This is a genomic window from Microbacterium sp. SGAir0570 (assembly GCF_005491085.2).
GTDB lineage: Bacteria > Actinomycetota > Actinomycetes > Actinomycetales > Microbacteriaceae > Microbacterium > Microbacterium arborescens.
Map to the genome: position 1 here is coordinate 2356519 of NZ_CP027929.1, position 23139 is coordinate 2379657.

Genomic DNA, 23139 nt, shown 5'->3' on the forward strand with positions numbered 1-23139 from the left:
GCGTCGGGGTGGCGTCGGGCCGACCGTCAGGGTACGCGGCGTGGGTCGATCCCGAGTCTGCCGGCGGCGTCATCGAAGCCCCCGGCGCGCGCGAGCTCCTCAGCACGCGCCGATGCCCGCTCGAACAGATCGTCGAACCTGACCGGTGCGCCGGCGGCCGCAGACGCCACGGCCGCCTCGACCATGGCGAGGCTGCCGATGTTCCGCGAGATCTCGCCCGACGGCTCCGGGCCGCCGTCGAGGGCCGTGACGAACTCGGCGAGCGCGGCATCCAGCCCCTCGGCGCCGCCCGCCAGTGCGACCGCCTGCGCGCTACCCTCTCGGGGCTGGACCACGACGTCGGTCTCTCCGTCCCAGGCAGCGGATCCACCGGCGGCGCTCCCCCGCCAGTCGCCGTTCCACGAGGTCGTGAGACCGTCGGCGCACCAGCTGCCGGAGTACGAGAACCGGCGCCCGTCCGCGAAGCGGAAGATCGCCTCGGCCGCGGCGGCGCCCCGATACCAGCTCCAGCTCGGCGAGAACTCATCGCAGAAGACCGAGACCGGTTCGCTCGAGAGCAGATATCGCGCCTGGTCGAACTGATGGATCGCCATGTCCACGAGCAGCGGCGACGGCATCTCGTCTCGGAAACCCCCGAACCGGGGGTTCTGGAAGAAGCGGACGTCGAGCTGCTCGGCGCCGCCGAGACTGACGAGGGCGTCGCGGAACGCCCGGATCCCGCGGGAGTGCCGACGCGACTGACTCGTCGCCATCAGGGTCCCGGTCGACGCGCTGACGGCGGACAGCAGCAGGGCCTCGGCCACGGTCGGCGTCACCGGCTTCTCGCTCAGGACGGGAACGCCCGCCCGCAGCGCTGCGGCGCTCACCTCGAGATGCGCCTGCGGGATCGTGACGTTGACGATCAGGTCGACGTCGAGGACGGCGAGCGCGTCACCGACCGAGCCGAAGCTCGGAACATCGAGTCCCCGTTCGAGTGCCGCGGCCCGCGCGGCGTCGGCGAGGATGTCGACGAGCCCGACGATCTCGAGATCGGGACGGCGAGCAACCGTGTCGATCCACGCCTTCCCCATCGCTCCCGCCCCGACGACGACCACACGACGGACGCGCTCCGTCACGACTGCTCCTCGCCGTCCCACTCCCGCGGAACGTCCCACTCCCCCGTGCGATGCATCGCCAAACGGGCCGCGCGGCGGGGGCGGTCGCTCCGAGCCCATCGTGCCGCGTTCGCGAGGACGAGCTGGATCTCGGGCTGATGGTAGACGGGATAGTCCTGGTCACCCGGCGAGAAGTAGAACACCCGCCCGTGACCGCGGAAGAACGTCATCCCCGATCGGAACACCTCACCGCCCGAGAAGTTCGAGACGAAGACCAGCTCGTCCGGCTGCGGCACGTCGAAGAACTCGCCGTACATCTCCTGCTCGGGGATGACGATCGGCTGCGGCACGCCGGCGGCGATCGGATGCGTCGGCGAGACCGTCCACACGAGCTCGCGGTCCTGCGCCTGCCGCCAGCGCAGCGCGCAGGTCGTCCCCATGAGACGGATGAAGATCCTCGAGAAGTGCGCCGAATGCAGCGCGACGAACCCGAGCCCGCCGAGCACGTGCCGGTGGACCCGCTCGACCACGACCTCGTCGACCTCGTCGTGCAGGAGGTGCCCCCACCAGAACAGCACATCCGTCTGCGCGAGCCGTTCCTCGCTCAGCCCGTGCTCGGGATCGTCGAGTGTCGCCGTCTCGACGACGGCGGCGTCGCCGAGCAGTCGCCGCAGGCCCACCGCGATGGTCCCGTGCATCGTCTCGGGATAGAGGGCGCGCGGGATGTCGTGATGCTTCTCGTGATGATTCTCGCCCCACACCAGCACGCGGATCGGGGCGGATGCGGTGCCGGTCACCCCTTGAACGCTCCGTCCATGATGCCCGCGACCATGCGGCGCCCGACGACGAAGAACACGATCAGCAGCGGCAGTGTCGCGAGGAACGATCCGCCCATCGTCAGCGCGAGGTCGATCGAACGGTTGGCCTGCAGCTGCTTCAGGGCGATCTGCACCGTGAACAGCTCGGGCGACTTCAGCACGATGAAGGGCCACATGAAGTCGTTCCACACCGAGGTGAACGTGATGAGTCCGAGCACGAAAGCCGCCGGCCGCACGACCGGGAATCCGATGCGCCAGAAGATCTGCCAGCTGTTCGCGCCGTCGATGCGCGCCGCGTGCATGAGCTCGTCATTGAGCGTGGTCGCCATGTGCTGCCGCATCCAGAAGATGCCGAACGCGCTGGCGAGCCCCGGAACGATGATCGCCTGCAGGGTGTCGACCCAGTCCAGCCACGAGATGATCAGGTACTGCGGGATGACGCTCAGCTGAGCGGGCACCGTCATGGTGAGCAGCACGATGACGAACAGGGCGCCCCGGCCCCGGAACTGCAGCTTCGCGAAGGCGAATCCCGCGAGCGCGCACAGCAGTGACGCGATGACCGCGATCGAGAGCGACACGATCGCGCTGTTCAGCAGCGACTGGAAGAACGGGACCGTGTCGAACACCTTCGTCGCGATGTCGAAGAAGTTGAGCCCCGGGTAGAAGCGCGGCGGGATCGAGGTGACGGCGGAGGCACCCACCGAGGCGATCACGAACATGTAGTACAGCGGGAACACGCTGATCACGACAGCGATCCCGAGCAGGACGTAGACCGGCCAGGGCACTCGGCCGACGCGCCCACCGCCGCGCCGCGGACGCTTGCGGGGCGCGCTCAGCGCGGTCGGGTCGAGGGGACGCGGCACAGCTGTGTCGACGGCGTCGGACATCATCGGGCCTTTCGTGTGCGGGTGGTCAGGAAGAAGTTGATCGCCGAGACCACGACGACCACGACGAAGAGGGCGACCCCGATCGCGGAGCCGTAGCCGAACTCGAACTGGCCGAAGCCCTGCTCGTAGAGGAACAGTGCGAGGGTCTGGCACTGGCGCCCACCACCGCAGGTCAGCCCCGACTCGGGAGCCACCAGCAGGGGCTCCGTGAAGATCTGCAGCCCGCCGATGGTCGACATGATGACGGTGAAGATGATGATGGGCCGCAGCGACGGGATCGTCAGGTGGATGAACTGCTGCCAGCCGGATGCGCCGTCGACCGAGGCCGCTTCGTACATCTCGCGCGGAAGCGCCTGGAGCCCCGCGAGGTAGAGCAGCGTGTTGTATCCGAACCATCGCCACATCACCATCGACGAGATGACGATCCACGAGCCGACCTGAGACGACAGGAAGTTCACCGCCGGGATGCCGAAGAGGTCGAGCACCCAGTTGATGAGCCCGAAGTTCTTGTCGAAGATCTGCGCGAAGACGAGGGCGGTCGCGGCGACGGAGGTGATGTAGGGCACCAGGAGCGCCATGCGGAAGAAGTTCGCCATCTTCAGGGTGGCGTGGTTCAGCAGGTGCGCGAGCCCGAGCGCCAGGAGCAGCTGCGGGATGGTGGAGATGAGGAAGATCCCGAAGGTGTTCACGAACGCGTTCCAGAATCGGGCGTCTTGGACGAGCCGTTCGAAGTTCGCCAGGCCGACGAACGTCTGCTCGCCAATCGGGTTCCAGTCGAACAGGGCCACGTAGAACGTGAACAGCAGGGGGAACAGCCCGAAGATCAGGAAGATCACGAAGAACGGGGCGATGTAGACGTAAGGCGCGATGCGCTCGGCGAGCGGCTGTCGGATGGCGCGCTTCGGCGGGCGCTCGCGCCGGGCGGCCTTCTTGTCGATGGTGATGGCGGTGGCGGTGGCTGTCGCAGTCATGATGCGTCCTCGATGAGGGTGGTGGTCCGCCCGCAGACGGACCACCACCGAACGGGTAAGGTCAACCGCCGATCGCGGCCCGGGCGCTGTCGACGCCGGTCTGCCACGCGTCGCGCGGCGCGACGTTGCCCGCTTCCATGTCGACGAGGGCGTTCAGAAGCGCCGCCCCGATCGCGCTCGTGTCGGGCCCGTTGTGGAAGGACTGGAACTGCAGCACCGAGTTGCTGATGACCTCGCCGATGCGGGAATCGCCGAAGAAGGGGTCGGTGTAGCTGGTGACCTCGGTGCTCTCGAGAGCGCTCTTGGCGGCCGGGAACGTCCCGGTCCGGGCGAAATGCGCCGTCTGCCCCTCCGGCGACAGCATCGTCTCGATGTACTTCCACGCCGCCTGCGGGTTCTTCGCACGGGCCGGGATCGCGATGACACTGCCGCCCCAGTTACCGCCGACGCCGGGGATCGAGGTCACCCGCCACAGCCCCTCGGTGTCGGGGGCGTCGTTCTTGTAGCCCGACAGCATCCACGACGGCGCGGTGCTCACGGCGAACGCGCCGTTCGCCTTGCCGGGAGCCCAGCCCGACGACCACGCGGCGATGCCGGCGCTGATGCCCGCTTCGTAGGTGCGCACAGCGACGTCGAATGCTTCCTCGACCTGCGGGTTGGTGTCGAAGATGAGCTCACCGTCGGGGGTGTAGTACTTCTCGGTGACCTGGTTCACTGTCGAGAAGAAGACACTCGTCTCGACGTTGTCGACGAAGGGCTCTCCGGTCGCGGCCGTGTACTTCTTGCCCATCTCGATGAAGCCGTCCCACGTCGACCACATCTCGGCGACCTCGTCGGGGTCGGTCGGGAGCCCGGCGGCCTCGAACAGGTCGGCCCGGTACGCGAATCCCAGTCCGCCGATGTCGGTCGGGATGCCGATGATCGAGCCGTCCTCACCGGTCGCCTCGGCGATGGCCCAGTCGAGGTAGCCCTCCCCGAGCTCGTCGCCCCCGAGGGTGCGGAGGTCGATGAAGTTCCCGGGGTTCTCGATGAACTTCGGGAGCTCGTCGTTCTGGATCATGACGAGGTCGGGGACCCGTCCGCCGGCGAGGGCCGCGGTGAGCGCGGTGGCAGTCTCGGCGGTGCTGCCGACCTCCGACAGCTTCACCTTGGCGTCCGGGTTCTGCTCCAGGTACTGGTTGACGGAGTCCTGCTGCCCGATGCCGGTGAAAGACCAGAACTCGAACTCGGCGTTGGGGTCGTCGGACCCGCCGCCGGACCCACCGGATGTGCACGCGGTCATCGCGATCGCGACGACGCCGAGAGCTGCGACGGGCAGGGCCAGTCTGCGACGATTCACAACTGCTCCTCTTCTTTGGGGACATGTGATGTGCGCGGGGCGTTGAGAGACCCCGCTGAGAGATCGTTCTCTCATGCCGGGACACAGTATCCCGAGATCGAAGGGCTGGCAAGCCGCGGCATCCGCCAGTTTCGTCACCGGAACCGTAAGACCACGACCGGCAGACGATGGGTTGCGCGCAGCGGCTGCTGTCGTGCAAAGATCGTCGCGTCAGAGAACGATCTTTCGCTCGATGACCCTGACTGAGGAAGAGGGAGCCATGTCTCGACCGACCATCGTCGACGTCGCCCGCGCGGCCGGCGTCTCGCGCGCGACGGCCGCACGCGTCCTGGCCGGAGCGACGAACGTCGACCCGGCGATGGCCGCCGCCGTCGGCCGGGAGGCCGCACGCCTGGGCTACGAAACGAACTTCGCCGCGCGCGTGCTGCGCGGCGGGCGCGCCGGGGCGATCGGCCTCGTCATCGCCTTCGACGAGCTGGGCGGGTTGAGCGGCACATTCTTCACCGCGGTCATGAAGGGCGCAGCCAAGGGGCTCTCCGCCGGCGAGGTGCAGCCCGTCCTGCTGCCCGCCGATCACGAGGACCTCGATCGGATCCCGCGGTTCCTGCGATCGGGGGCGATCGACGGCGCCATCGTGGTGCTCCAGCACGAGATCACGCACCTCGTCGACCGACTCGCCGACTCGCCCGTGCCGATCGCGTGGGTGGGCCGCCCCCGCGGCGAGATCGGCCCCGACCCGATCGTGATCGACTCCGACAACTACGGCGGCGGAGTCCTCGCCGCGCGGGCGCTCGTCGAGCACGGGCGCCGCAACATCGGCATCATCACGGGCCCCCTCGACATGGAGCAGGCCCGTGAGCGCACCCGCGGATGGACCGACGAGCTGGCACGCCACGGCATCGAACCCGGCCCCATCGTCCACGGCGACTTCACCCTCGACAGCGGCACGGCCGCGATGGCGCGGCTGCTCCAGCGCGTCCCGACCCTCGACGGGGTGTTCGCCTGCTCGGATCTCATGGCCGCGGGCGCCATGCGCGTGCTGCAGGCCGCTGGACGCCGCGTCCCCACGGATGTCTCGCTCGTCGGCTTCGACGACATCCTGCTGGCCGCGGCGAACGACCCCCCGCTGACGACCGTGCGCCAGCCGCTCGAGGAGATGGGTCGCGCCGCCGCCGACACGCTGCTCGGCGCGATCCGGGGAGCCGACGTCGAACGCGTGCAGGTGCTTCCCACCTCGCTCGTCCACCGCGAATCGCTGTGACCTCGGCCCCGATGTGAGCGCCCGCCCGGAGCTGGTCTTCCGCAGCACAGAGCCCGCCGACTCGTGGGAGGACGGCCTCATCGTCGGAAGCGGGAGGGTCGGCGCCGTCGTTCACGGGCCCGGCGACGAGCTGCGTATCTCGATGGCGCACGAGCGGTTCTTCCTCCCGGCGAATCCCCGCCCCCCGGCGCCGCTGCTGCACCCGGTGCTCCCGCGACTGCGGACGGCGCTCGCCGCCGGAGACTCGGGGTCGGCCGACGGGCTCCTGGGTGCGGCGCTGACCGATGCCGGGTTCACCGATCTCGTCTGGACCGACCCGCTCGCCCTCTGCGGCTCGCTGACGGTGACGACCCCGGGTGGGTGCGCCGCGACGACGCGGGAGATCGACCTCGTCCGTGGCGTGGCGAGCGTGACCTGGCGCGACCACTCCGACACGTTGCATCGGGTCAGCGTCGTCGCCCCGCGCGCGACCGACACGATCGAGCTCGCCCTCGAAGCCGGGGCCGACACCGAGATGCGCATCCGCCTGGCGCTCGACACAGTCGACGACACCCCCGCCGCATCGTTCGCGCCCGACTACACCGGCACCGTCACGGGCCGCGTGCGCGCCGGCGACACCGGGCGCCTCGAGATCGTCGACGTCGCCGGTCGAATCCTCGCCGCCGCGACCGCGACGACCGCCGAGTCCGGCGTCGTCTGGCGGCGGGATGCCGACGGGCTCGAGGCGCGCGTCCTCGTGCCCGCGGGCGCGAGACGGACGGTGCGCGTCGATCTGTCGGTCATCGGGCACCCGTTCGTTCCCGCACCCGCCGCCGACTGGGGCGAGCGTCTCGACTCGCAGGAGCGCGCTCATGGCTCGCTCGTCACGACATCACTGCTCGACCTCGACGGCGCATCCGACACGGTCGCCACGACGACGGAGCGGCTGTGGCGCGAAGCCCGCTCCGGGAACCCCGAGGCCGTCCGCCGCGCGATCGAGATCGCGTACATCTCGGGCAGGTCGAACATCATCTCGTCGACGGGCGAGCTACCCCCGACCCTGCAGGGTGTCTGGCAGGGCACCTGGAGGCCGGCGTGGTCGGCCGATTACACCATGAACGGAAACGTGCAGAACGGGGCTCTCGCGGGCGTGGGGGTGACGGGAACGCCCGAGCTCGCGCTCTCGCTCCTCGGCCTCGTCCTCCCGCACCTCGACGACTATCGAGAGAACGCGCGCCGGGTCTACGGTGCCGACGGGATGCTGCTCCCCTCGCGCATGTCGACCCACGGGATCGCCAATCACGTCGACCGGTCCTTTCCGCATGTGTTCTGGACCGGCGCCGGCCCGTGGGTGCTGCGCATCGCGGCCGACACCGTGGCCCTCACGGGCGACCGTTCGGTCGTCGACGACCGGCTCTGGGAGCTCGTCGAGGGCGTGCTGGCGTTCGGTGAGACCGCGACGGTCGTGGTCGACGGCATCCGCCACTTCTCACCGAGCTACTCGCCCGAGAACACCCCCGACGGCTCGGCGACGCCGCTCGCGATGGACGCCGCGATCGATGTCGCCGCCTATCGCGACGCCGCCCGCGCGGCCCGTCTGCTCGGGCGCGCCCGGGGCGACGACTCGCTCGACGACCGCTGGCAGGCGCTCGCGAGCAGCGTGCCCGACTTTGCCGTGGCTCCCGACGGGACGCTGGCCGAGTGGCTCGACCCCGCCGCGCAGGAGAACGCCGCGCACCGGCACGTCTCGCAGCTGTATCCGCTCTGGTACGAGACCGACGAGATGTTCGGAGCCGACGCGCCACCGGCCGCCGCGCTGCGACAGGCTGCGCAGCGCACGATCGACGCGAAGGTCGCGTGGCGTGCCGCCGATCCCGCTCCCCCGCCCGGCCGCATGGAGATGGCGTTCGGGCTCGCGCAGATCGGTCTGGCCGCGGCCGCGCTCGGTGACGCCGAGACGGCGGTGCAGTGCGTCGAATGGCTCTCGCTCCTGCATTGGCGGCCGTCGCTCACGACGACCCACGACGCCGACAGCATCTTCAACCTCGATGCCAGCGGCGCGCTGCCCGCCGTCGTCGCGTCGATGCTCAGCCGGTCCACCGTGGACTCGCTCCACCTGCTGCCCGCGCTCCCTGCGCGGTGGCCCCGTGGCCGCATCACGCGGCTCCGCGCGCGTGGCGGCATCGTGATCGACCGACTGTCGTGGGACGAGGCGTCGGCGACCGTCGAGGTGCGCAGACTCGCTGCGGCGTCGTGGCTGTGTCCATCGGGCACCACGACGGTGCACGCCGGCTCGGGCTTCACATGGGCGGACGAGCACGGCGGCGAGCACGGCGGCGCGCGCATCGTCGAGCTGGGCGAGGCCCCCGTCACCCTGCGGATGCGGCGGAAGGCGAGCACCACGGCGGAGGGGACGACATCGGCATCGTAGGCTGAACGGATGCCGGACCTCGCCTCGCCGCTCATCGCGTGGTACCGCGACAACGCGCGCGACCTTCCCTGGCGACGGCCCGGATTCGACGCCTGGGGCACGCTGGTCAGCGAGTTCATGCTGCAGCAGACGCCCGTGGCTCGTGTGATCCCGCTGCTGGAGGCCTGGCTCGAGCGATGGCCGACACCGGCGGATCTCGCCGCCGCGGCCCCCGCCGACGCCGTCCGGCAATGGGCGAACCTGGGGTACCCACGACGTGCGCTCTGGCTCCACCGCGCCGCCGTCGAGATCCGCGACCGCCACGCCGGCGTCGTCCCCCGTGACGTCGACGATCTGCTCGCGCTCACCGGCATCGGCGACTACACGGCACGTGCCGTCGCGGTCTTCGCCTACGGCGACCGGCACCCCGTCGTCGACACCAACACCCGGCGAGTTCTGGCGCGGGCCGTCCAGGGCCGTTCACAGCCGGGTCCGGCGGCCAAACGCGACCTCGTCGACATGGCCGAGATCCTGCCCGACGACATCGCCGCGTCGACTGTCGTGAACGCGGCGGCGATGGAGCTGGGTGCGCTGGTGTGCACGGCGCGCGTACCGCGGTGCGACGCGTGCCCGCTGGCCGACCGCTGCGCGTGGCGTGCCGCGGGCTATCCCGACACCGGCGACACCCGCGTGAAGCAGGCGCGCTACGAGGGCAGCGACCGGCAGGCGCGAGGCGCGATCCTGCAGGTCCTGCGCGCAGCGACGACTCACGACGTCGCCGCGGAGGACGTCATCGGCGACTGGCCCGATGCGGCTCAGCGCGACCGTGCGATCGATTCACTCGTGGTCGACGGCCTCGTCGAAGCCGTCGACGGTCGGCTGCGTCTGCCGCGCTGACCGGACAGAAGAGGGATGCCGCTGTGCCGCGGCATCCCTCTTCCTCAGTCCTCGTCCTCGTCGGCCTCGCGAGGCTTGACGTAGGGGTCGGCTTCTCCCGCGTAGCTCGCGCCGGTCGCGGTGGCGGCGGTAGCGGCATCCCGCTCGCGCGCCTCGCGGAGCAAGTGCTCGATGTGGCCCGCGTTCTCGGGAATCGCGTCGAGGATGAACTCGAGCGTCGGGGTGACCCGGACGCCGAGCTTTCGGCCGACCTCGCTGCGGAGCATGCCCGTCGCCGCGCGCAGCGCATCGGCGGAGTCGGCACGCTCCTGGTCGGAGCCGTACACGGTGTAGAACACCGACGCGTGCTGCAAGTCACCCGTGACCCGCACGTCGGTGATGGTCACGAAGCCGAGGCGCGGATCACGCAGCCCCTTCTCCAGCCGCTCCGCGACGAGCACGCGGATGCGATCGGCCAGACGCGACTGACGTTCGCTGGACATACCTTCTTCTCCCTCTTCCCCTCCACCCGCTCGGCGGATGGAGGCAGCGAAGGCGTTGGATGCCTCCTCGATAGTCGGGGTCTCGGGGGTCCTGTTATCGAGGAGGCATCCAACGCCGTAGCGTCTGACGAAATCAGCCGCGCGGCTTCTCCACCATCTCGGTCGTCTCGATCTCGTCGCCGATCTGGATGTCGTTGTACTTGCCGAGGCCGATACCCGCTTCGAAGTCCGTACGGACCTCGGTGACGTCGTCCTTGAACCGGCGGAGCGACTCGATGGCCAGGCCATCGGCGATCACGACACCGTCGCGGATGACGCGCGCCTTGGCATTGCGCGTGATCGTGCCCGAGCGGACGATGACACCCGCGATGTTGCCGAACTTCGAAGAACGGAACACCTCGCGGATCTCGGCCACACCCGACTGGACCTCTTCGTACTCCGGCTTGAGCATGCCCTTGAGCGACTGCTCGACGTCGTCGATCGCGTTGTAGATGACCGAGTAGAACCGGACGTCCACACCCTCGCGGGCGGCGCGCTCGCGAGCCTTCGTGTCGGGACGGACGTTGAAGCCGATGACGATCGCGTTGTCGATCGTCGCCAGGTTGATGTCCGACTCGGTAATGGCGCCGACGCCGCGGTGGATGATCCGCAGCTGCACGGAGTCGTCGACCTCGATCTTGAGCAGCGACTCCTCGAGGGCCTCCACGGCACCCGAGACGTCACCCTTGATGATGAGGTTGAGCGACTCGACCTTGCCCTCTTCGAGAGCGCGGGTGAAGTCCTCGAGCGAGATGCGCTTGCGGGCCTTGGCCAGCTGGGCGTTGCGCTCGGCGGCCTCGCGCTTCTCGGCGATCTGACGCGCGGTGCGGTCCTCCTCGGTGACGATGAACACGTCGCCGGCTCGGGGCACCGAGTTCAGACCCTGCACCTGCACCGGACGCGAGGGGTAGGCCTCTTCGACCGGGTCGCCGTTCTCGTCGATCATGGCGCGGACGCGGCCGTAGGCCGTTCCCGCGACGATCGCGTCGCCGACACGGAGCGTTCCGGACTGGATGAGCACCGTGGCGACCGAACCGCGGCCCTTGTCGAGCTTCGCCTCGATCGCGACACCGCGTGCAGCCTTGTTCGGGTTCGCCGTGAGGTCGAGACCGGCATCGGCGGTGAGCAGCACGGCGTCCAGGAGCTCCTGGATGTTGGTGCCCTGTCGCGCCGACACGTCGACGAACATGACGTCCCCGCCGTACTCCTCGGCGACCAGACCGTACTCGGTGAGCTGCTGACGGACCTTGGCCGGGTTGGCGTCGGGCTTGTCGACCTTGTTCACCGCGACCACGATCGGCACGTTGGCGGCCTGCGCGTGGTTCAGGGCCTCGACCGTCTGCGGCATGATGCCGTCGTCGGCCGCGACCACGAGGATCGCGATGTCGGTCACCTGCGCACCACGGGCACGCATGGCGGTGAACGCCTCGTGACCCGGGGTGTCGATGAAGGTGATCGCACGCTCGATGCCCTCGTGCTCGGTCCAGACCTGGTACGCACCGATGTGCTGCGTGATGCCGCCGGCCTCGCCCGCGACCACGTTGGTCTGACGGATCGCGTCGAGCAGTCGCGTCTTACCGTGGTCGACGTGGCCCATGACGGTGACCACCGGAGGACGGATCTCGAGGTCTTCGTCGCTCTCGGCCTCCAGCTCGGCGTCGAGGTCGAGACCGAAGCCCTCGAGGAGCTCTTTGTCCTCGTCCTCGGGCGAGACCATCTGGATCTTGTAGCCGAGCTCCTCGCCGAGCACCTCGAAGGTGGCCTCGTCGAGCGACTCGGTGGCCGTGGCCATCTCACCCAGGTTGAACAGGATCGTCACGAGCGTGCCGGGCTGCACGGTGTAGCCGCGCAGCGCCTCGAGCTTGTCGGCGAAGTCGGCGATCGATGCGCCGCGGCGCAGGCGGATGATCTCGCCGTTGCCCTTCTGAACGTTGACGCCGCCGACGACCGGCGCCGACCGCATCTCGAACTCCTGCCGCTTCGCCCGACGCGACTTGCGCTGCTTGGACTTGCCGCCACCCTTTCCGAACGCACCCGCGGTTCCGCCGCCGGGGCCGCGACCGCGACCACCGCCGCCGCCGGGACGACCGGCGAAGCCGCCGCCGGGAGCACCCGGACGCTGGAAGCCGCCGCCGGCACCGCCGGGACGACCGGGACCGCCGGGACGCTGCTGGAAGGGCGCGCCGGGACGACCGCCGCCACCGGGGCGACCGGCGCCACCGGGACGCGGAGCACCGGGGCGCGGCGAACCGGGACGCGGAGCCTGCGGACGCGGGATGTTTCCAGGCGTGGGCCGCTGACCCATGCCCTGCGCCGACGCGAAGGGGTTGTTGCCCGGACGCGGACCGGCGGGACGCTGACCCATGCCCTGCGAGGGGGCGAAGGGGTTGTTGCCGGGGCGCGCGCCGCCGGGACGCGGCGGCTGCGAGCCACCGGGCGTGGGACCGGCGGGCTTGGCCGGACCGGGCTTGCCGGCCCCGGGCGTCGGAGCCGACGGAGCCGAAGGCGCGGCGGGGGTCGCCGAAGGTGCGGCAGGGGCCGCCGGAGCCGCCGGGGCGGACGCCGCAGGTGCAGCGGGAGCGGCCGGCGCAGCCGGAGCGGCGGGCTTGGCCGGACCGGGCTTGGCGGCCGGACCGGGCTTGGCGCCGGCGGGACCGGGCTTGCCGGCGCCCGGGCGCGCAGCACCGGGCTTGGCACCGCCGGATGCCGCGGGAGCGGGGGCCGCGGCAGCGGAGCCGCCCTCAGCCTCGAGCGCAGCCCGCAGCTTGCGAGCCACGGGGGGCTCGATGGTGGATGAGGGGCTCTTGACGAACTCGCCGAGCTCCTTCAGCTTCGCGAGCGCGACTTTGCTGTCGACGCCGAGTTCGGAAGCGATCTCGTGTACGCGTGGTTTTGCCACAATTCTCCTGTCTGAAGGCCCACCCTCGGACAGGGCGGACCGCTTAAGCGCGGACGGGTCTCATTTCGAGCCGTTCACTTCGTGTCCATAGCCGTTCAGCCTTTGCGCTGGTGATCAATCGGGAAATCCTGCGTGTCCAGTGGGCCGGACACCCGCAGGGCTCGTCCGAACGCGCGGCGCCGCAGTGCGGCATCCATGCATTCGCGCGTCTCGTGCACCCACGCGCCCCTGCCCGGCAGCGACGCGGCTCGATCTGCGATCAAGACGCCGTCGCGGGCCACGACTCGCAGGAGTGAGGACCGGGAGGCACGCGCGCGGCAGCCCACGCACGTTCGAACAGGTTCCATTCTACCCCCTCGACCGAGTTCCCGGTTTCGTCAGGACTCCAGGATCGAGTCGGGCTGGATGTCGATCTTGGCGCCGGTGAGCTTCGCGGCGAGGCGGGCGTTCTGGCCCTCCTTGCCGATGGCGAGCGACAGCTGGTAGTCGGGGACGAGCGCCCGAACGGCCTTGGTAGCCGCATCGAGCACGAAGCTCGAGGTCACCTTGGCCGGCGACAGCGCGTTGGCCACGAAGGTCGGCAGGTCGGCGTTGTAGTCGATGATGTCGATCTTCTCGCCGCCGAGCTCTTCCGTGACGGCGCGGACGCGGCGGCCCAGCTCGCCGATGCAGGCGCCCTTGGCGTTGATCGAGGGGTCGTTGGCCTTGACCGCGATCTTCGTGCGGTGACCGGCCTCACGGGCCAGCGAGGTGATCTCCACGAGACCGTTGGCAATCTCGGGCACCTCCATGGCGAAGAGCTTGCGGACGAGTCCGGGGTGGGTGCGCGACACCGTGATCGAGGGACCCTTGGTGCCCTTGGAGACCGAGGTCACGTACACGCGCAGGCGCGAACCGTGACGGTACTCCTCGCCCGCGACCTGCTCCTCGGGCGGGAGGATGGCCTCGATCGTGCCGAGGTCGACGTGCACCATGCGAGGGTTCGGCCCCTGCTGGATGACACCGGCGACGATGTCGCCCTCCTTGCCCCGGAACTCTCCCAGCACGGCGTCGTCGGCGATGTCGCGCAGGCGCTGGCTGATGACCTGCTTCGCGGCGAACGCGGCGATGCGGCCGAAGTCGTCGGGAGTCGACTCCTCCTCGCCGATGACGGCGCCGTCCTCATCGCGCAGCGGCACGTAGATGGCGACGTGACCGGTCTTGCGGTCGAGCTCCGCACGAGCCCCCTCGGGCAGCTCGCCGTCGGGCGAGGTGTGCTTGGCGTACGCCGTGAGGACCGCCTGCTCGATGATGCGGACGAGTTCGTCGAAGGGGATCTCCTTCTCTCGCTCGACGGTGCGCAGCAGTGAGAGATCGATGTCCATGGGGGCCCTCCATATTCAGCTCTTGTCCGGGCGCGTTTCGCGCTCCCGGCATCCATCCCACGTTACCCGATGGGGCTGTGAACGTGTTTGCCCGGCCCCGAGGAGACCGCGATCGGCGGATGATCTCGCGATACTGGGGGCATGACCGAACGCGCTCCCCGCCTCGCAGACCCCGGACTGATCGGACTGCTCGGTTTCGTCATCGCCACCCTCACGGCGCAGCTGGAGCATCTCGGGCTGCAGAACGAGAGCCCGGTGTTCTGGGTCGGCGCCGTCTTCGGCGGCGTGGTCCAGGTCACCGCGGGGATGCTCTCCTACTTCGCGGGCGACGACTTCCACTTCATCGTCTACAACGCCTTCGGGTGGTACTGGATCTGCATGCCCGGCTTCCTGCTCGGCGGCGAGCTCGGGTTCTTCGAGGTCGAAGGACCCGCACGCGGCGTGTTCACGCTGATGTTCTCGATCCTGGCGCTCGTGTTCGCCCTCTCGGCGGCATCGCGCAACACCGTGCTGCCCGTCACGCTGCTCGCGGTCGCGGTCGGCCTCGGACTGCAGACGATCACGGCGTTCGGCGGGCCGGCGGCCGTGGGGGCAGCAGGCTCGGTCGCGCTGCTGGTCGCGTCGGCACTCGCGGCGTACATGCTTCTCGAGAAGTTCTACACGCGAACGCTGGGCCGCAGCATCCTGCCTCTGGGCCCCGCGTGGTTCCGGCCCGCCTCACCTGTATCGATTCAGGCGCATACTGTTTGAGGACCGGGCGGCCCGCGCTGCGGGAGACGACGCCCGATCGTGACATCGGTCGCGACGACGGCTCTGCCGCCGCGACCGCAACGCGAAAGGAACCTCACATGACCACCAACGCGCACGCCGCCGTCCTCCACGGCCAGGACGCCCCGTTCACCTTCGAGGAGATCGTCCTCGACGACATCCGTCCGAACGAACTGCTCGTGAAGGTCGCCGCCACCGGCCTGTGCCACACCGACCTCGCCGTCCAGCACGGTCACATCCCCGCGGCGTTCCCGTTCGTCCTGGGGCACGAGGGCGCGGGCACCGTCGAACAGGTCGGCGACGCCGTCGTCGGCTACGCCGTCGGCGACAAGGTCGCGGTGTCGTTCGCCTCGTGCGGCCACTGCACCAACTGCCTCACGGGACGCGAGGCCTACTGCCGCAACTTCATGGCGCTCAACTTCGGCGGAGCCCGCGAGGACGGCTCGGCCACCATGACCGCGGCCGACGGCTCCGCCGTGCACGGGTCGTTCTTCGGACAGTCCTCGTTCGCCAGCCACGTCATCGTCGAGGCCCGCAACGCGGTGAAGCTGCCCGCGACCGCCGACGTCGAGATCGCGGGACCCCTCGGCTGCGGCGTGCAGACGGGAGCCGGCACCGTGCTCAACTCGCTCGACGTCCCCGCCGGCGCATCGGTCATCGTGACCGGCACCGGCGCCGTGGGCCTGTCGTCGATCATGGGCGCGAAGGTCGCCGGCGCCACGACGATCATCGCGGTCGACATCATCCCGGAGCGGCTCGAGTTCGCGGCGAAGCTCGGCGCCACACACACGGTCAACAGCAAGGACGAGGACGCGGTCGCACGCATCCTCGAGATCACCGGCGGGGTCGGCGCGGACTACGCCGTCGACACCACCGCCGTTCCCGCCGTCGTCGACACGATCGTCGCCGCCACCGCATTCGGTGCGAAGATCGCGCTGGTCGGTGTGCCGAAGCCGGGCACCGAGATCGCGCTCGCCTCGATCTCGGGCTCGGGCAAGACCTTCGTGGGCGCGATCGAGGGCGACGCGGTGCCGCAGAAGTTCATTCCCGAGATGCTCGCGCTGCACGAGGCCGGACGCTTCCCGTTCGACCAGCTCATCACGAAGTACCCGTTCTCGGAGATCGAGCAGGCCATCGCCGACACGCAGTCGGGCAAGGCGGTCAAGGCCGTCCTCGTCATGGACTGACGGTCCGGATACGCCGATCGGGCCGGAGCATGCACATGGGTGCGCGCTCCGGCCCGATCCGTCTGGTCGGGCGCGGGAGGCCGTAGGCTCGCGGGATGGCCGAACACGGGGTGCACGACGCGGCGAGCGCCGTCGAACGGCATCCCGCGGCACGTGTGCTGGCCCGAGGCGGTTACGTCGCGAACGGCTTCGTGCACCTGCTGATCGGGTCGCTCATCGTCGCGGTGGCCTTCGGCGGCGAGCGCGACGCCGATCAGACGGGGGCCTTCCGCGCGGTCGCGGAGCTTCCGCTCGGTTTCGTCGCGCTGTGGGCTGCGGCCGCGCTCCTGGCGGCGCTGGGCGTGTGGCATCTCGCCGAGGGCATGCTCGCCTCGCGGCGGCGGCGCGGCGCGGCCGTCTGGGCGCTGCGGGTCTCGGAGTGGGGACAGGCGGTCGTGTTCCTGTTCTTCGGCGGGTTGTCCGCCGCGGTGGCGCTCGGTGCACGTCCGCAGGCCGACGAGGCCGCGCGCGACGCGAGCCGCGGCATCCTCGCGCTTCCCGGCGGGGTCTTCGCGATCGTGCTCGTCGGGGTCGGTGTCGCGGTCGCCGGAGTGGTCTTCGTCGTCATGGGCGTGCGCCGTTCGTTCCACACGAAGATGACGATCCCCGATGGCGCCGTCGGTCGCGCCGTCGAGGGCCTCGGGATTCTCGGCTTCATCGCCAAGGGCATCGCTCTGGGGTCGCTGGGCGGAGTGCTCATCGTCGCCGCCGTGAGGTCCCGCGCCGAGGAGGCCGGCAGCCTGGATGCCGCGATCCGAGCGCTGCTCGACCTGACGTTCGGCCCCGAGATCGTGGTCGTCGTGGGAGCCGGGCTCATCGCCTACGGCGTGTTCACCGTATTCCGCGCGCGCTACGCCGACCTCTGAATCCGCAGCAAGGAGTGCGCCGGATGCCGCGACCTGCGCGGCATCCGGCGACCGGAGGCTGAGATCAGCGGGCGGTGAGTCGAGCGACAGCGTCGGCGACCGCGACGGTCTCGCGCTCCCCCGTGCGGCGGTCCCACAGCTCGACCTGGCCGTCGGCCGCGCCGCGCCCGACGATGACGATGCGCGGCACACCCACCAGCTCGGCGTCGCCGAACTTCACGCCGGGCGACACCTTCGGGCGGTCGTCGTAGACGACCTCCAGGCCCGCCGCCTCGAGCTCGCCCGAGAGCTGCTCGGCCAGCTCGAAGGCCGCGGCATCCCGGCCCGTCGCCACGACGTGGACGTCGAACGGCGCGACCGATGCGGGCCAGATGAGTCCGCGCTCGTCGTTGTTGAGCTCGGCGATGATCGCCAGGATGCGGGTCACGCCGATGCCGTACGACCCCATCGTGACCGTGACGAGCTTGCCGTTCTCGTCGAGGACCTTCAGCCCCAGCGCCTCGGCGTACTTGCGGCCGAGCTGGAAGACGTGGCCGATCTCCATGCCACGCGCGATCGAGACCGGACCCGAGCCGTCGGGGGCCGGGTCGCCCTCGCGCACGGTGGCGACCTCGACGAACGCGTCGGCCGTGAAGTCACGACCCGCGACGAGGGAGTGGACGTGCTTCTGGTCGATGTTCGCGCCCGTGATCCACGAGGTGCCGTCGACGACGCGGGGGTCGAGGACGTAGCGGATGCCGGTGGCCGACTCCTCGCCGAGCACCGGGCCCTCGGGCGACCAGGGGCCGATGTACCCCTTGACCAGCAGCGGGTTCTCGGCGAAGTCCTCGGCCGTCGCCGGCTCCACCTCGGCCGGCGCGAAGGCGACCTCCACGCGCTTGTCGTCGACGTCGCGGTCGCCGGGCAGGCCCACGACGACGAGCTCGCGCGTTCCGTCGAGGTGCGTGAGGGCCAGCACGACGTTCTTGAGCGTGTGCGCCGCGGTGTAGTCGCCCTCGAGGTTCGCGTTGACGTGTGCCACGAGCGTCTCGATCGTGGGGGTGTCGGGCGAGTCGAAGACGACCGGCTCCGGCAGCCCGTCGACCGGCCCCGCCTCGGGGACGACCGTGGTGAACGCCTCGACGTTCGCGGCGTAGCCGCCCGCCGAGCGCACGAACGAGTCCTCGCCGACGGGCGTGGGGTGCAGGAACTCCTCCGACCGCGACCCGCCCATGGCGCCGGCATCCGCCTGGACGATGACGTACTCGAGACCGAGGCGCTGGAAGATGCGCTCGTACGCGTCGCGCTGGGCCTGGTAGCTCGCCTCGAGCCCCGCGTCGTTCGCGTCGAACGAGTAGGCGTCCTTCATCGTGAACTCGCGGCCGCGCAGCAGACCGGCGCGGGGGCGCGCCTCGTCGCGGTACTTGTCCTGGATCTGGTAGATCGTCAGCGGCAGGTCCTTGTACGACGAGTACAGGTCCTTCACCAGGAGCGTGAACGCCTCCTCGTGCGTGGGCGCGAGCAGGTAGTCGCCGCCCTTGCGGTCCTGCAAACGGAACAGCAGGTCGCCGTACTCCTCCCAGCGCCCCGTCGCCTCGTACGCCTCGCGCGGCATCAGGGCCGGGAAGTGCACCTCCTGGGCGCCGGCCGCGGCCATCTCCTCGCGCACGACGCGCTCGATCTTGGCCTTGACGCGCAGGCCGAGCGGCAGCCACGCGAAGATGCCCGCCGCCTGCGGTCGGATATAGCCGGCGCGGATCAGCAGCTTGTGACTGGCGACCTCGGCGCCCGCGGGGTCTTCACGGAGCGTGCGGAGGAACAGGTGCGACATACGGGTGACCACGAGTCGAGTCTACGGATCCCGCGGGGCCGCGATGTGCGCACGAACGTTCGTCATCCCGTCGCGTCTCGCATCGCCGACAGCACGCGCTCGGCGGCATCCACGACGTCCGGCGCCTCCATGATCTCGACGACATTCACGCCATCGGTCGCGAGGAGGTACGAGCTGTCGGGACGGATAGCACCGACGCCCCGCACGGCCTCGGTCGCGCCCGCGACGTCGACTGACACCGGAACGTCTTGTCGCCTGTCACCTGCGGCAAGCCGATCCCATTCCCACGCGCCTCCGGGATAGATCGTCACGATGACGGCGTCGAGACGCGCTGAATTCGGCGCGTACCAGCGGCAGACGGTGCCGAGCCCCGCGTCGCGCGCGATCTCGATATGAACGTCCGCGCCGAAAGCCGACGGGTAGCCCTCGACGAAATCGGTCGTGCCGAGGATGTCGGCCACCGAGACCTGTTGCAGCAGCTCATCGCAGGTCGTCGGAGACCACCACGCGGCGGTTCGAGCGGCCGGAGTCGGTCGACCCGCATCCGCAAGGGCTGAGATGAAGAGCGGGGCGACCGCGTCGAGTCGTGCAGTGACGACCTCGTTGCTGACTCCAGCAGCCTGACCGAACAAGCCGCTGACGGTCACGAGCATCCAGGTGTCGTCATCGGACAACGCCCGACGGCAACCCTCGTTGTCGTAGCTGAAACCCTCGCACACCGTGTCGGAGTATGTCGAGACGACGCCGGCGGGAACGACGCTCGCTGGAAGGGCGTAGACCGTCACGGATTCGAAGGTTGCGGATTCCCACGAGCAGCCGAGCCCACCGAGCGTCCGAACCTCGGGTGTACTGACGTCCGTTGCTGGCCCGACCTCCACCCCGAGGGACGCCGACAGCGCGCCCGTATCGACCACCTGCGCACAGTCGCCCTCAAAGGCCATGGTCGGGGCGAGCAGCTGCGGCTCCGGATCCGGGGTCGCTGTCGGGGTGGGCGCTGGCTCCCCGGTCGGAGTCGGTGTGGGCGTCGGCGTCGGGGCCGGCGTGGACGTCTCGACGGGAGTCGCGATGCGGTCGTCCGGGCGGAGGGCCGCGAAGGTGACGCCAGCGACGACGACGGCCACGAGGGCCGACGCGGCCGCTCCCGCGACGATGCGCGAGCGGCGGGCGCGGGCTGCCCGCATCCGCTTGGCGCCACCGACGACACGATCGCGCAGATCGCCGTGCTCGTTCGGGGTGAGCTGATCGTTCAGATCCACGATGCCTCCAGCGCCGTCATCTCGTCTCGTAGCCGGCTCTTCGCCCGTGAGAGGCGTGACTTCACCGTGCCGACCGGGATGCCCAGGGTCTGAGCGACGTCGCGCTCCGGGTAGCCTTCGAGCACGCTGAGGACGACGACGCTCTGCTCACCGGCCGGCAGCTGCTTGAGTGCCGCGAGCACACCGCTCTCGTCGTGGGCGGACGGTGCTGCGGATGCCGCCGCCGCCGGGGTCTTCGCCAGCAACGCTCGGTAGCGCCGCCCCGCTCGCTCGAGATTGCGCGCCGCGTTCGCGACCGTCGTCAGCAGCCACGGCAGCGGCGACCCGTCGACCAGGCGCACGCCTGTGCGCTTGCGCCAAAGCTCGAAGAACGCGATGGCGACCGCGTCCTTCGCGTCCTCGCGGTCGGTCAGCAGCCGGGTCGCGTGCCGGAACAGCCGCGGCTCGTATCTGTCGAACAGGTCTCCCAGCGCGGACTCGTCGCCCGCCCGCAGTCGCTGCCATGCAGCGGCTTCATCATCTCCCACACCCTGTAGTGTCCGGCACCACCGAGAAGGTTCGCGGTCGTGCGAACTAATCTGAGCGGATGACGACCGTACCGGAGGCCGCGGAGCAGCGACGTGAACCGATCGAATGTCGGAGCAGGCGCCTAGCCTGAACTGATGAGAACCGTGCTACTGACCGGGTTCGAACCCTTCGGCGGAGACGCGACGAACCCATCGGGCGACGCGGTCAACCTGGTCGCCGACCATTGGACGGGCCCGGAGAACCTGGTCATGGCGGTGCTGCCGGTGACCTTTCACGGGGCCAGGTTGCAGCTGCTCGAGCTCATCGTCGAGCACTCCCCCGACGTCATCATCGCGACCGGCCTGGCCGGGGGCCGCACGGGGATCGCCGTTGAACGCGTCGCGCTCAACCTCAAGGACGCGCGGATCCCGGACAACAGTGGCGAGCAGCCCGTCGACGAGCCGTCGGTCCGGCACGCGCCCGACGCACACTTCGCGACGCTGCCCGTGAAAGCGATCGCCGCGGACATCATGGCGGCGGGCATCCCCGCCTCGATCTCGTATTCCGCGGGCACCTTCGTCTGCAACCACGTGATGTTCACGGCCCTGGATGGCGGCGAGCCGGGCGATCGCGCCGCCGGCTTCATCCACGTTCCCTACGCCACCGAGAATGCACCCGAGGACCAGCCGTCGCTGCCGCTCTCTGACATTGCGCAAGCATTGCGCATCGCCATCCGCACGTCGTTGGACACCGAGATCGACCACTCGTATACAGCAGGCTCCATCTGGTGAGAGGCAGCTGGCTCGTCAGCTCGAGAACGCGAAGAGCATCCGTCCGAGGATCTGATCCACGAGGTCGAGGAATGGCGGAGGCGTCGGTCGCGCCAGCCACGTCCAGTTCGACGACCGGCGACTCTCCGCCGCGTCACGGAACCGATCTCAGGCGGTGACGACCTGCGCCGTACCGAGGGGCGCGTCGGGGCCCAGCTCGTCGGCGATACGGCGGGCCTCTTCGATGAGCGTCGCGACGATCTCCGACTCGGGCACGGTCTTGATGACCTCGCCCTTGACGAAGATCTGGCCCTTGCCGTTGCCCGACGCGACGCCGAGGTCGGCCTCGCGAGCCTCGCCCGGCCCGTTCACCACGCAGCCCATGACCGCGACGCGCAGCGGCACGGTGACATCCTTCAGACCCGCCGTGACGTCGTCGGCGAGCGTATAGACGTCGACCTGCGCGCGCCCGCATGACGGGCACGAGACGATCTCGAGCTTGCGCTCCCGCAGATTGAGCGACTGCAGGATCTGGTGTCCGACCTTGACCTCTTCGGCCGGCGGCGCCGACAGCGAGACGCGGATCGTGTCTCCGATCCCCTCTCCCAGCAGGATGCCGAACGCGGTGGCGCTCTTGATCGTCCCCTGGAACGCCGGGCCGGCCTCGGTCACCCCGAGGTGCAGGGGCCAGTCACCGCGCTCGGCGAGCTGCCGATAGGCCTTGACCATGACGATCGGGTCGTTGTGCTTGACCGAGATCTTGAAGTCGTGGAAGTCGTGCTCCTCGAAGAGCGACGCCTCCCAGACCGCGCTCTCGACGAGGGCCTCCGGGGTCGCCTTGCCGTACTTCTCCAGCAGACGACGGTCGAGAGAACCGGCGTTGACGCCGATACGCAGCGAGACGCCCGCGGCCTTCGCCGCATTCGCGATCGCTCCGACCTGGTCGTCGAACTTCCGGATGTTGCCCGGGTTCACGCGCACCGCGGCGCATCCGGCGTCGATCGCCTGGAAGACGTACTTGGGCTGGAAGTGGATGTCGGCGATGACGGGGATCTGGCTCTTCTTGGCGATGATGTGCAGCACGTCCGCGTCGTCCTGCGAGGGTACGGCGACGCGCACGATCTCGCAGCCGGACGCCGTGAGCTCGGCGATCTGCTGCAGCGTTGCGTTGATGTCGGTGGTGGGTGTCGTCGTCATCGACTGCACGCTGACGGGGGCTCCTCCCCCGACGAGCACCTTTCCGACACGGATCTGCCGGCTCTTGCGGCGGGGGGCGAGGACGTCCGGAACCTGGGGCATCCCGAGATTGACAGCTGGCACGGGCACAGCCTACGCGGCAGGGCCGCAGACGGGCTGGGAGCCGCGCGACACCGCATCCCTCGTGCGGGTGTGATAATTTCGGCCCATGCGCACGCGCCTCTCCTGGTGGCACACCGCCTAGGCGGTGTGTTCGACGTGCACACGTTTCAGACCGCCCGGCGTTGAAGGCCCGGCGG

Annotated in this window: 20 protein-coding genes; 7 read left to right on the top strand and 13 right to left on the bottom strand. The window is 69.8% G+C overall.

The annotated features are described in order from the left end of the window. Positions 1 to 26 precede the first annotated feature (26 nt). The 5 genes from C1N74_RS11220 to C1N74_RS11240 all read right to left on the bottom strand — a co-directional run bounded on the left by C1N74_RS11220 (position 27) and on the right by C1N74_RS11240 (position 5109). Positions 27 to 1115, bottom strand: coding sequence for a Gfo/Idh/MocA family protein (locus C1N74_RS11220; protein WP_181405520.1), 1089 nt, complete (start codon positions 1113 to 1115; stop codon positions 27 to 29). Continuing rightward, on the bottom strand, positions 1112 to 1891 hold the full coding sequence (locus C1N74_RS11225; protein ID WP_137750548.1) for a ThuA domain-containing protein: 780 nt from the start codon (positions 1889 to 1891) through the stop codon (positions 1112 to 1114). The genes C1N74_RS11220 and C1N74_RS11225 overlap by 4 nt, the downstream gene beginning before the upstream one ends. Beyond that, positions 1888 to 2802 (bottom strand): carbohydrate ABC transporter permease, encoded by a 915-nt coding sequence (locus tag C1N74_RS11230; RefSeq protein ID WP_233494953.1) that lies wholly within the window; start codon positions 2800 to 2802, stop codon positions 1888 to 1890. The genes C1N74_RS11225 and C1N74_RS11230 overlap by 4 nt, the downstream gene beginning before the upstream one ends. Then, the gene (locus tag C1N74_RS11235) at positions 2799 to 3770 is read right to left on the bottom strand and encodes a carbohydrate ABC transporter permease (protein ID WP_023955117.1); all 972 of its coding nucleotides are present in this window, start codon (positions 3768 to 3770) and stop codon (positions 2799 to 2801) included. Before C1N74_RS11235 ends, C1N74_RS11230 begins: the two co-directional genes overlap by 4 nt. A 61-nt stretch (positions 3771 to 3831) precedes the next feature. Then, positions 3832 to 5109, bottom strand: a complete 1278-nt coding sequence (locus tag C1N74_RS11240) for an ABC transporter substrate-binding protein (RefSeq protein WP_219994739.1) — start codon at positions 5107 to 5109, stop codon at positions 3832 to 3834. A 259-nt stretch (positions 5110 to 5368) separates the two neighbouring features. Here C1N74_RS11240 and C1N74_RS11245 point away from each other — a divergent pair, with 259 nt between their 5' ends. Genes C1N74_RS11245 through C1N74_RS11255 form a run of 3 tightly spaced genes read left to right on the top strand, consistent with a single transcriptional unit; the run spans position 5369 to position 9656 of the window. Further along, positions 5369 to 6370 (top strand): LacI family DNA-binding transcriptional regulator, encoded by a 1002-nt coding sequence (locus tag C1N74_RS11245; RefSeq protein WP_137750550.1) that lies wholly within the window; start codon positions 5369 to 5371, stop codon positions 6368 to 6370. A gap of 13 nt (positions 6371 to 6383) precedes the next feature. Next, a complete protein-coding gene (locus C1N74_RS11250; RefSeq protein WP_137750551.1) occupies positions 6384 to 8780 on the top strand; it encodes a glycoside hydrolase N-terminal domain-containing protein in 2397 nt (798 codons plus the stop codon). Between the two features lie 9 nt (positions 8781 to 8789). Further along, the gene (locus C1N74_RS11255; RefSeq protein ID WP_137750552.1) at positions 8790 to 9656 is read left to right on the top strand and encodes an A/G-specific adenine glycosylase; all 867 of its coding nucleotides are present in this window, start codon (positions 8790 to 8792) and stop codon (positions 9654 to 9656) included. Between the two features lie 44 nt (positions 9657 to 9700). Here C1N74_RS11255 and rbfA read toward each other — a convergent pair whose 3' ends face one another. From rbfA to nusA, 4 genes are all read right to left on the bottom strand, one after another. Beyond that, on the bottom strand, positions 9701 to 10138 hold the full coding sequence (gene rbfA, locus C1N74_RS11260; protein ID WP_071919310.1) for a 30S ribosome-binding factor RbfA: 438 nt from the start codon (positions 10136 to 10138) through the stop codon (positions 9701 to 9703). Positions 10139 to 10271: 133 nt separating this feature from the next. After that, positions 10272 to 13076, bottom strand: a complete 2805-nt coding sequence (gene infB / locus C1N74_RS11265; RefSeq protein WP_071919309.1) for a translation initiation factor IF-2 — start codon at positions 13074 to 13076, stop codon at positions 10272 to 10274. Positions 13077 to 13171: 95 nt separating this feature from the next. Then, positions 13172 to 13423: a YlxR family protein gene (locus C1N74_RS11270; RefSeq protein ID WP_023955131.1), complete on the bottom strand. Its 252-nt coding sequence runs from the start codon at positions 13421 to 13423 to the stop codon at positions 13172 to 13174. A 30-nt stretch (positions 13424 to 13453) separates the two neighbouring features. Further along, a complete protein-coding gene (nusA, locus tag C1N74_RS11275; protein WP_023955133.1) occupies positions 13454 to 14440 on the bottom strand; it encodes a transcription termination factor NusA in 987 nt (328 codons plus the stop codon). 141 nt (positions 14441 to 14581) lie between these two features. Here nusA and C1N74_RS11280 point away from each other — a divergent pair, with 141 nt between their 5' ends. The 3 genes from C1N74_RS11280 to C1N74_RS11290 all read left to right on the top strand — a co-directional run bounded on the left by C1N74_RS11280 (position 14582) and on the right by C1N74_RS11290 (position 17300). Continuing rightward, positions 14582 to 15190, top strand: coding sequence for an acetate uptake transporter family protein (locus tag C1N74_RS11280; protein WP_023955135.1), 609 nt, complete (start codon positions 14582 to 14584; stop codon positions 15188 to 15190). A 98-nt stretch (positions 15191 to 15288) separates the two neighbouring features. Next, a complete protein-coding gene (locus C1N74_RS11285) occupies positions 15289 to 16395 on the top strand; it encodes an NAD(P)-dependent alcohol dehydrogenase (RefSeq protein ID WP_088380190.1) in 1107 nt (368 codons plus the stop codon). Between the two features lie 95 nt (positions 16396 to 16490). Beyond that, positions 16491 to 17300 carry a DUF1206 domain-containing protein gene (locus C1N74_RS11290; RefSeq protein WP_103842259.1) on the top strand — a complete coding sequence of 270 codons (810 nt, stop codon included), beginning with the start codon at positions 16491 to 16493 and terminating at the stop codon, positions 17298 to 17300. A gap of 64 nt (positions 17301 to 17364) precedes the next feature. Here the strand turns inward: C1N74_RS11290 and C1N74_RS11295 are convergent, their stop codons facing one another. From C1N74_RS11295 to C1N74_RS11305, 3 genes are read right to left on the bottom strand one after another with little or no spacing between them, the layout of a single operon-like run. Next, on the bottom strand, positions 17365 to 19122 hold the full coding sequence (locus C1N74_RS11295; protein WP_137750553.1) for a proline--tRNA ligase: 1758 nt from the start codon (positions 19120 to 19122) through the stop codon (positions 17365 to 17367). 50 nt (positions 19123 to 19172) lie between these two features. Then, positions 19173 to 20366, bottom strand: coding sequence for a hypothetical protein (locus tag C1N74_RS11300; RefSeq protein WP_137750554.1), 1194 nt, complete (start codon positions 20364 to 20366; stop codon positions 19173 to 19175). Further along, positions 20357 to 20893, bottom strand: a complete 537-nt coding sequence (locus tag C1N74_RS11305; RefSeq protein WP_258317917.1) for an RNA polymerase sigma factor — start codon at positions 20891 to 20893, stop codon at positions 20357 to 20359. Before C1N74_RS11305 ends, C1N74_RS11300 begins: the two co-directional genes overlap by 10 nt. A 135-nt stretch (positions 20894 to 21028) precedes the next feature. Between C1N74_RS11305 and pcp the strand changes: the two genes are divergently transcribed. Further along, the gene (gene pcp, locus C1N74_RS11310; RefSeq protein WP_071919302.1) at positions 21029 to 21664 is read left to right on the top strand and encodes a pyroglutamyl-peptidase I; all 636 of its coding nucleotides are present in this window, start codon (positions 21029 to 21031) and stop codon (positions 21662 to 21664) included. A gap of 147 nt (positions 21665 to 21811) precedes the next feature. On the opposite strand, the gene ispG is transcribed toward pcp, so the two are convergent. Beyond that, positions 21812 to 22942, bottom strand: a complete 1131-nt coding sequence (ispG, locus tag C1N74_RS11315; protein ID WP_023955151.1) for a flavodoxin-dependent (E)-4-hydroxy-3-methylbut-2-enyl-diphosphate synthase — start codon at positions 22940 to 22942, stop codon at positions 21812 to 21814. Between the last annotated feature and the right edge of the window lie 197 nt (positions 22943 to 23139).

Excerpts from the sequence above, each read along its gene's own strand:
- rbfA (WP_071919310.1), bottom strand. The coding sequence starts at position 10,138 with ATGTCCAGCGAACGTCAGTCGCGTCTGGCCGATCGCATCCGCGTGCTC.
- C1N74_RS11235 (WP_023955117.1), bottom strand. The coding sequence starts at position 3,770 with ATGACTGCGACAGCCACCGCCACCGCCATCACCATCGACAAGAAGGCC.
- C1N74_RS11290 (WP_103842259.1), top strand. The coding sequence starts at position 16,491 with ATGGCCGAACACGGGGTGCACGACGCGGCGAGCGCCGTCGAACGGCAT.
- C1N74_RS11280 (WP_023955135.1), top strand. The coding sequence starts at position 14,582 with ATGACCGAACGCGCTCCCCGCCTCGCAGACCCCGGACTGATCGGACTG.
- C1N74_RS11285 (WP_088380190.1), top strand. The coding sequence starts at position 15,289 with ATGACCACCAACGCGCACGCCGCCGTCCTCCACGGCCAGGACGCCCCG.
- C1N74_RS11230 (WP_233494953.1), bottom strand. The coding sequence starts at position 2,802 with ATGATGTCCGACGCCGTCGACACAGCTGTGCCGCGTCCCCTCGACCCG.
- pcp (WP_071919302.1), top strand. The coding sequence starts at position 21,029 with ATGAGAACCGTGCTACTGACCGGGTTCGAACCCTTCGGCGGAGACGCG.
- ispG (WP_023955151.1), bottom strand. The coding sequence starts at position 22,942 with ATGCCCCAGGTTCCGGACGTCCTCGCCCCCCGCCGCAAGAGCCGGCAG.
- C1N74_RS11245 (WP_137750550.1), top strand. The coding sequence starts at position 5,369 with ATGTCTCGACCGACCATCGTCGACGTCGCCCGCGCGGCCGGCGTCTCG.
- nusA (WP_023955133.1), bottom strand. The coding sequence starts at position 14,440 with ATGGACATCGATCTCTCACTGCTGCGCACCGTCGAGCGAGAGAAGGAG.
- C1N74_RS11255 (WP_137750552.1), top strand. The coding sequence starts at position 8,790 with ATGCCGGACCTCGCCTCGCCGCTCATCGCGTGGTACCGCGACAACGCG.
- C1N74_RS11270 (WP_023955131.1), bottom strand. The coding sequence starts at position 13,423 with ATGGAACCTGTTCGAACGTGCGTGGGCTGCCGCGCGCGTGCCTCCCGG.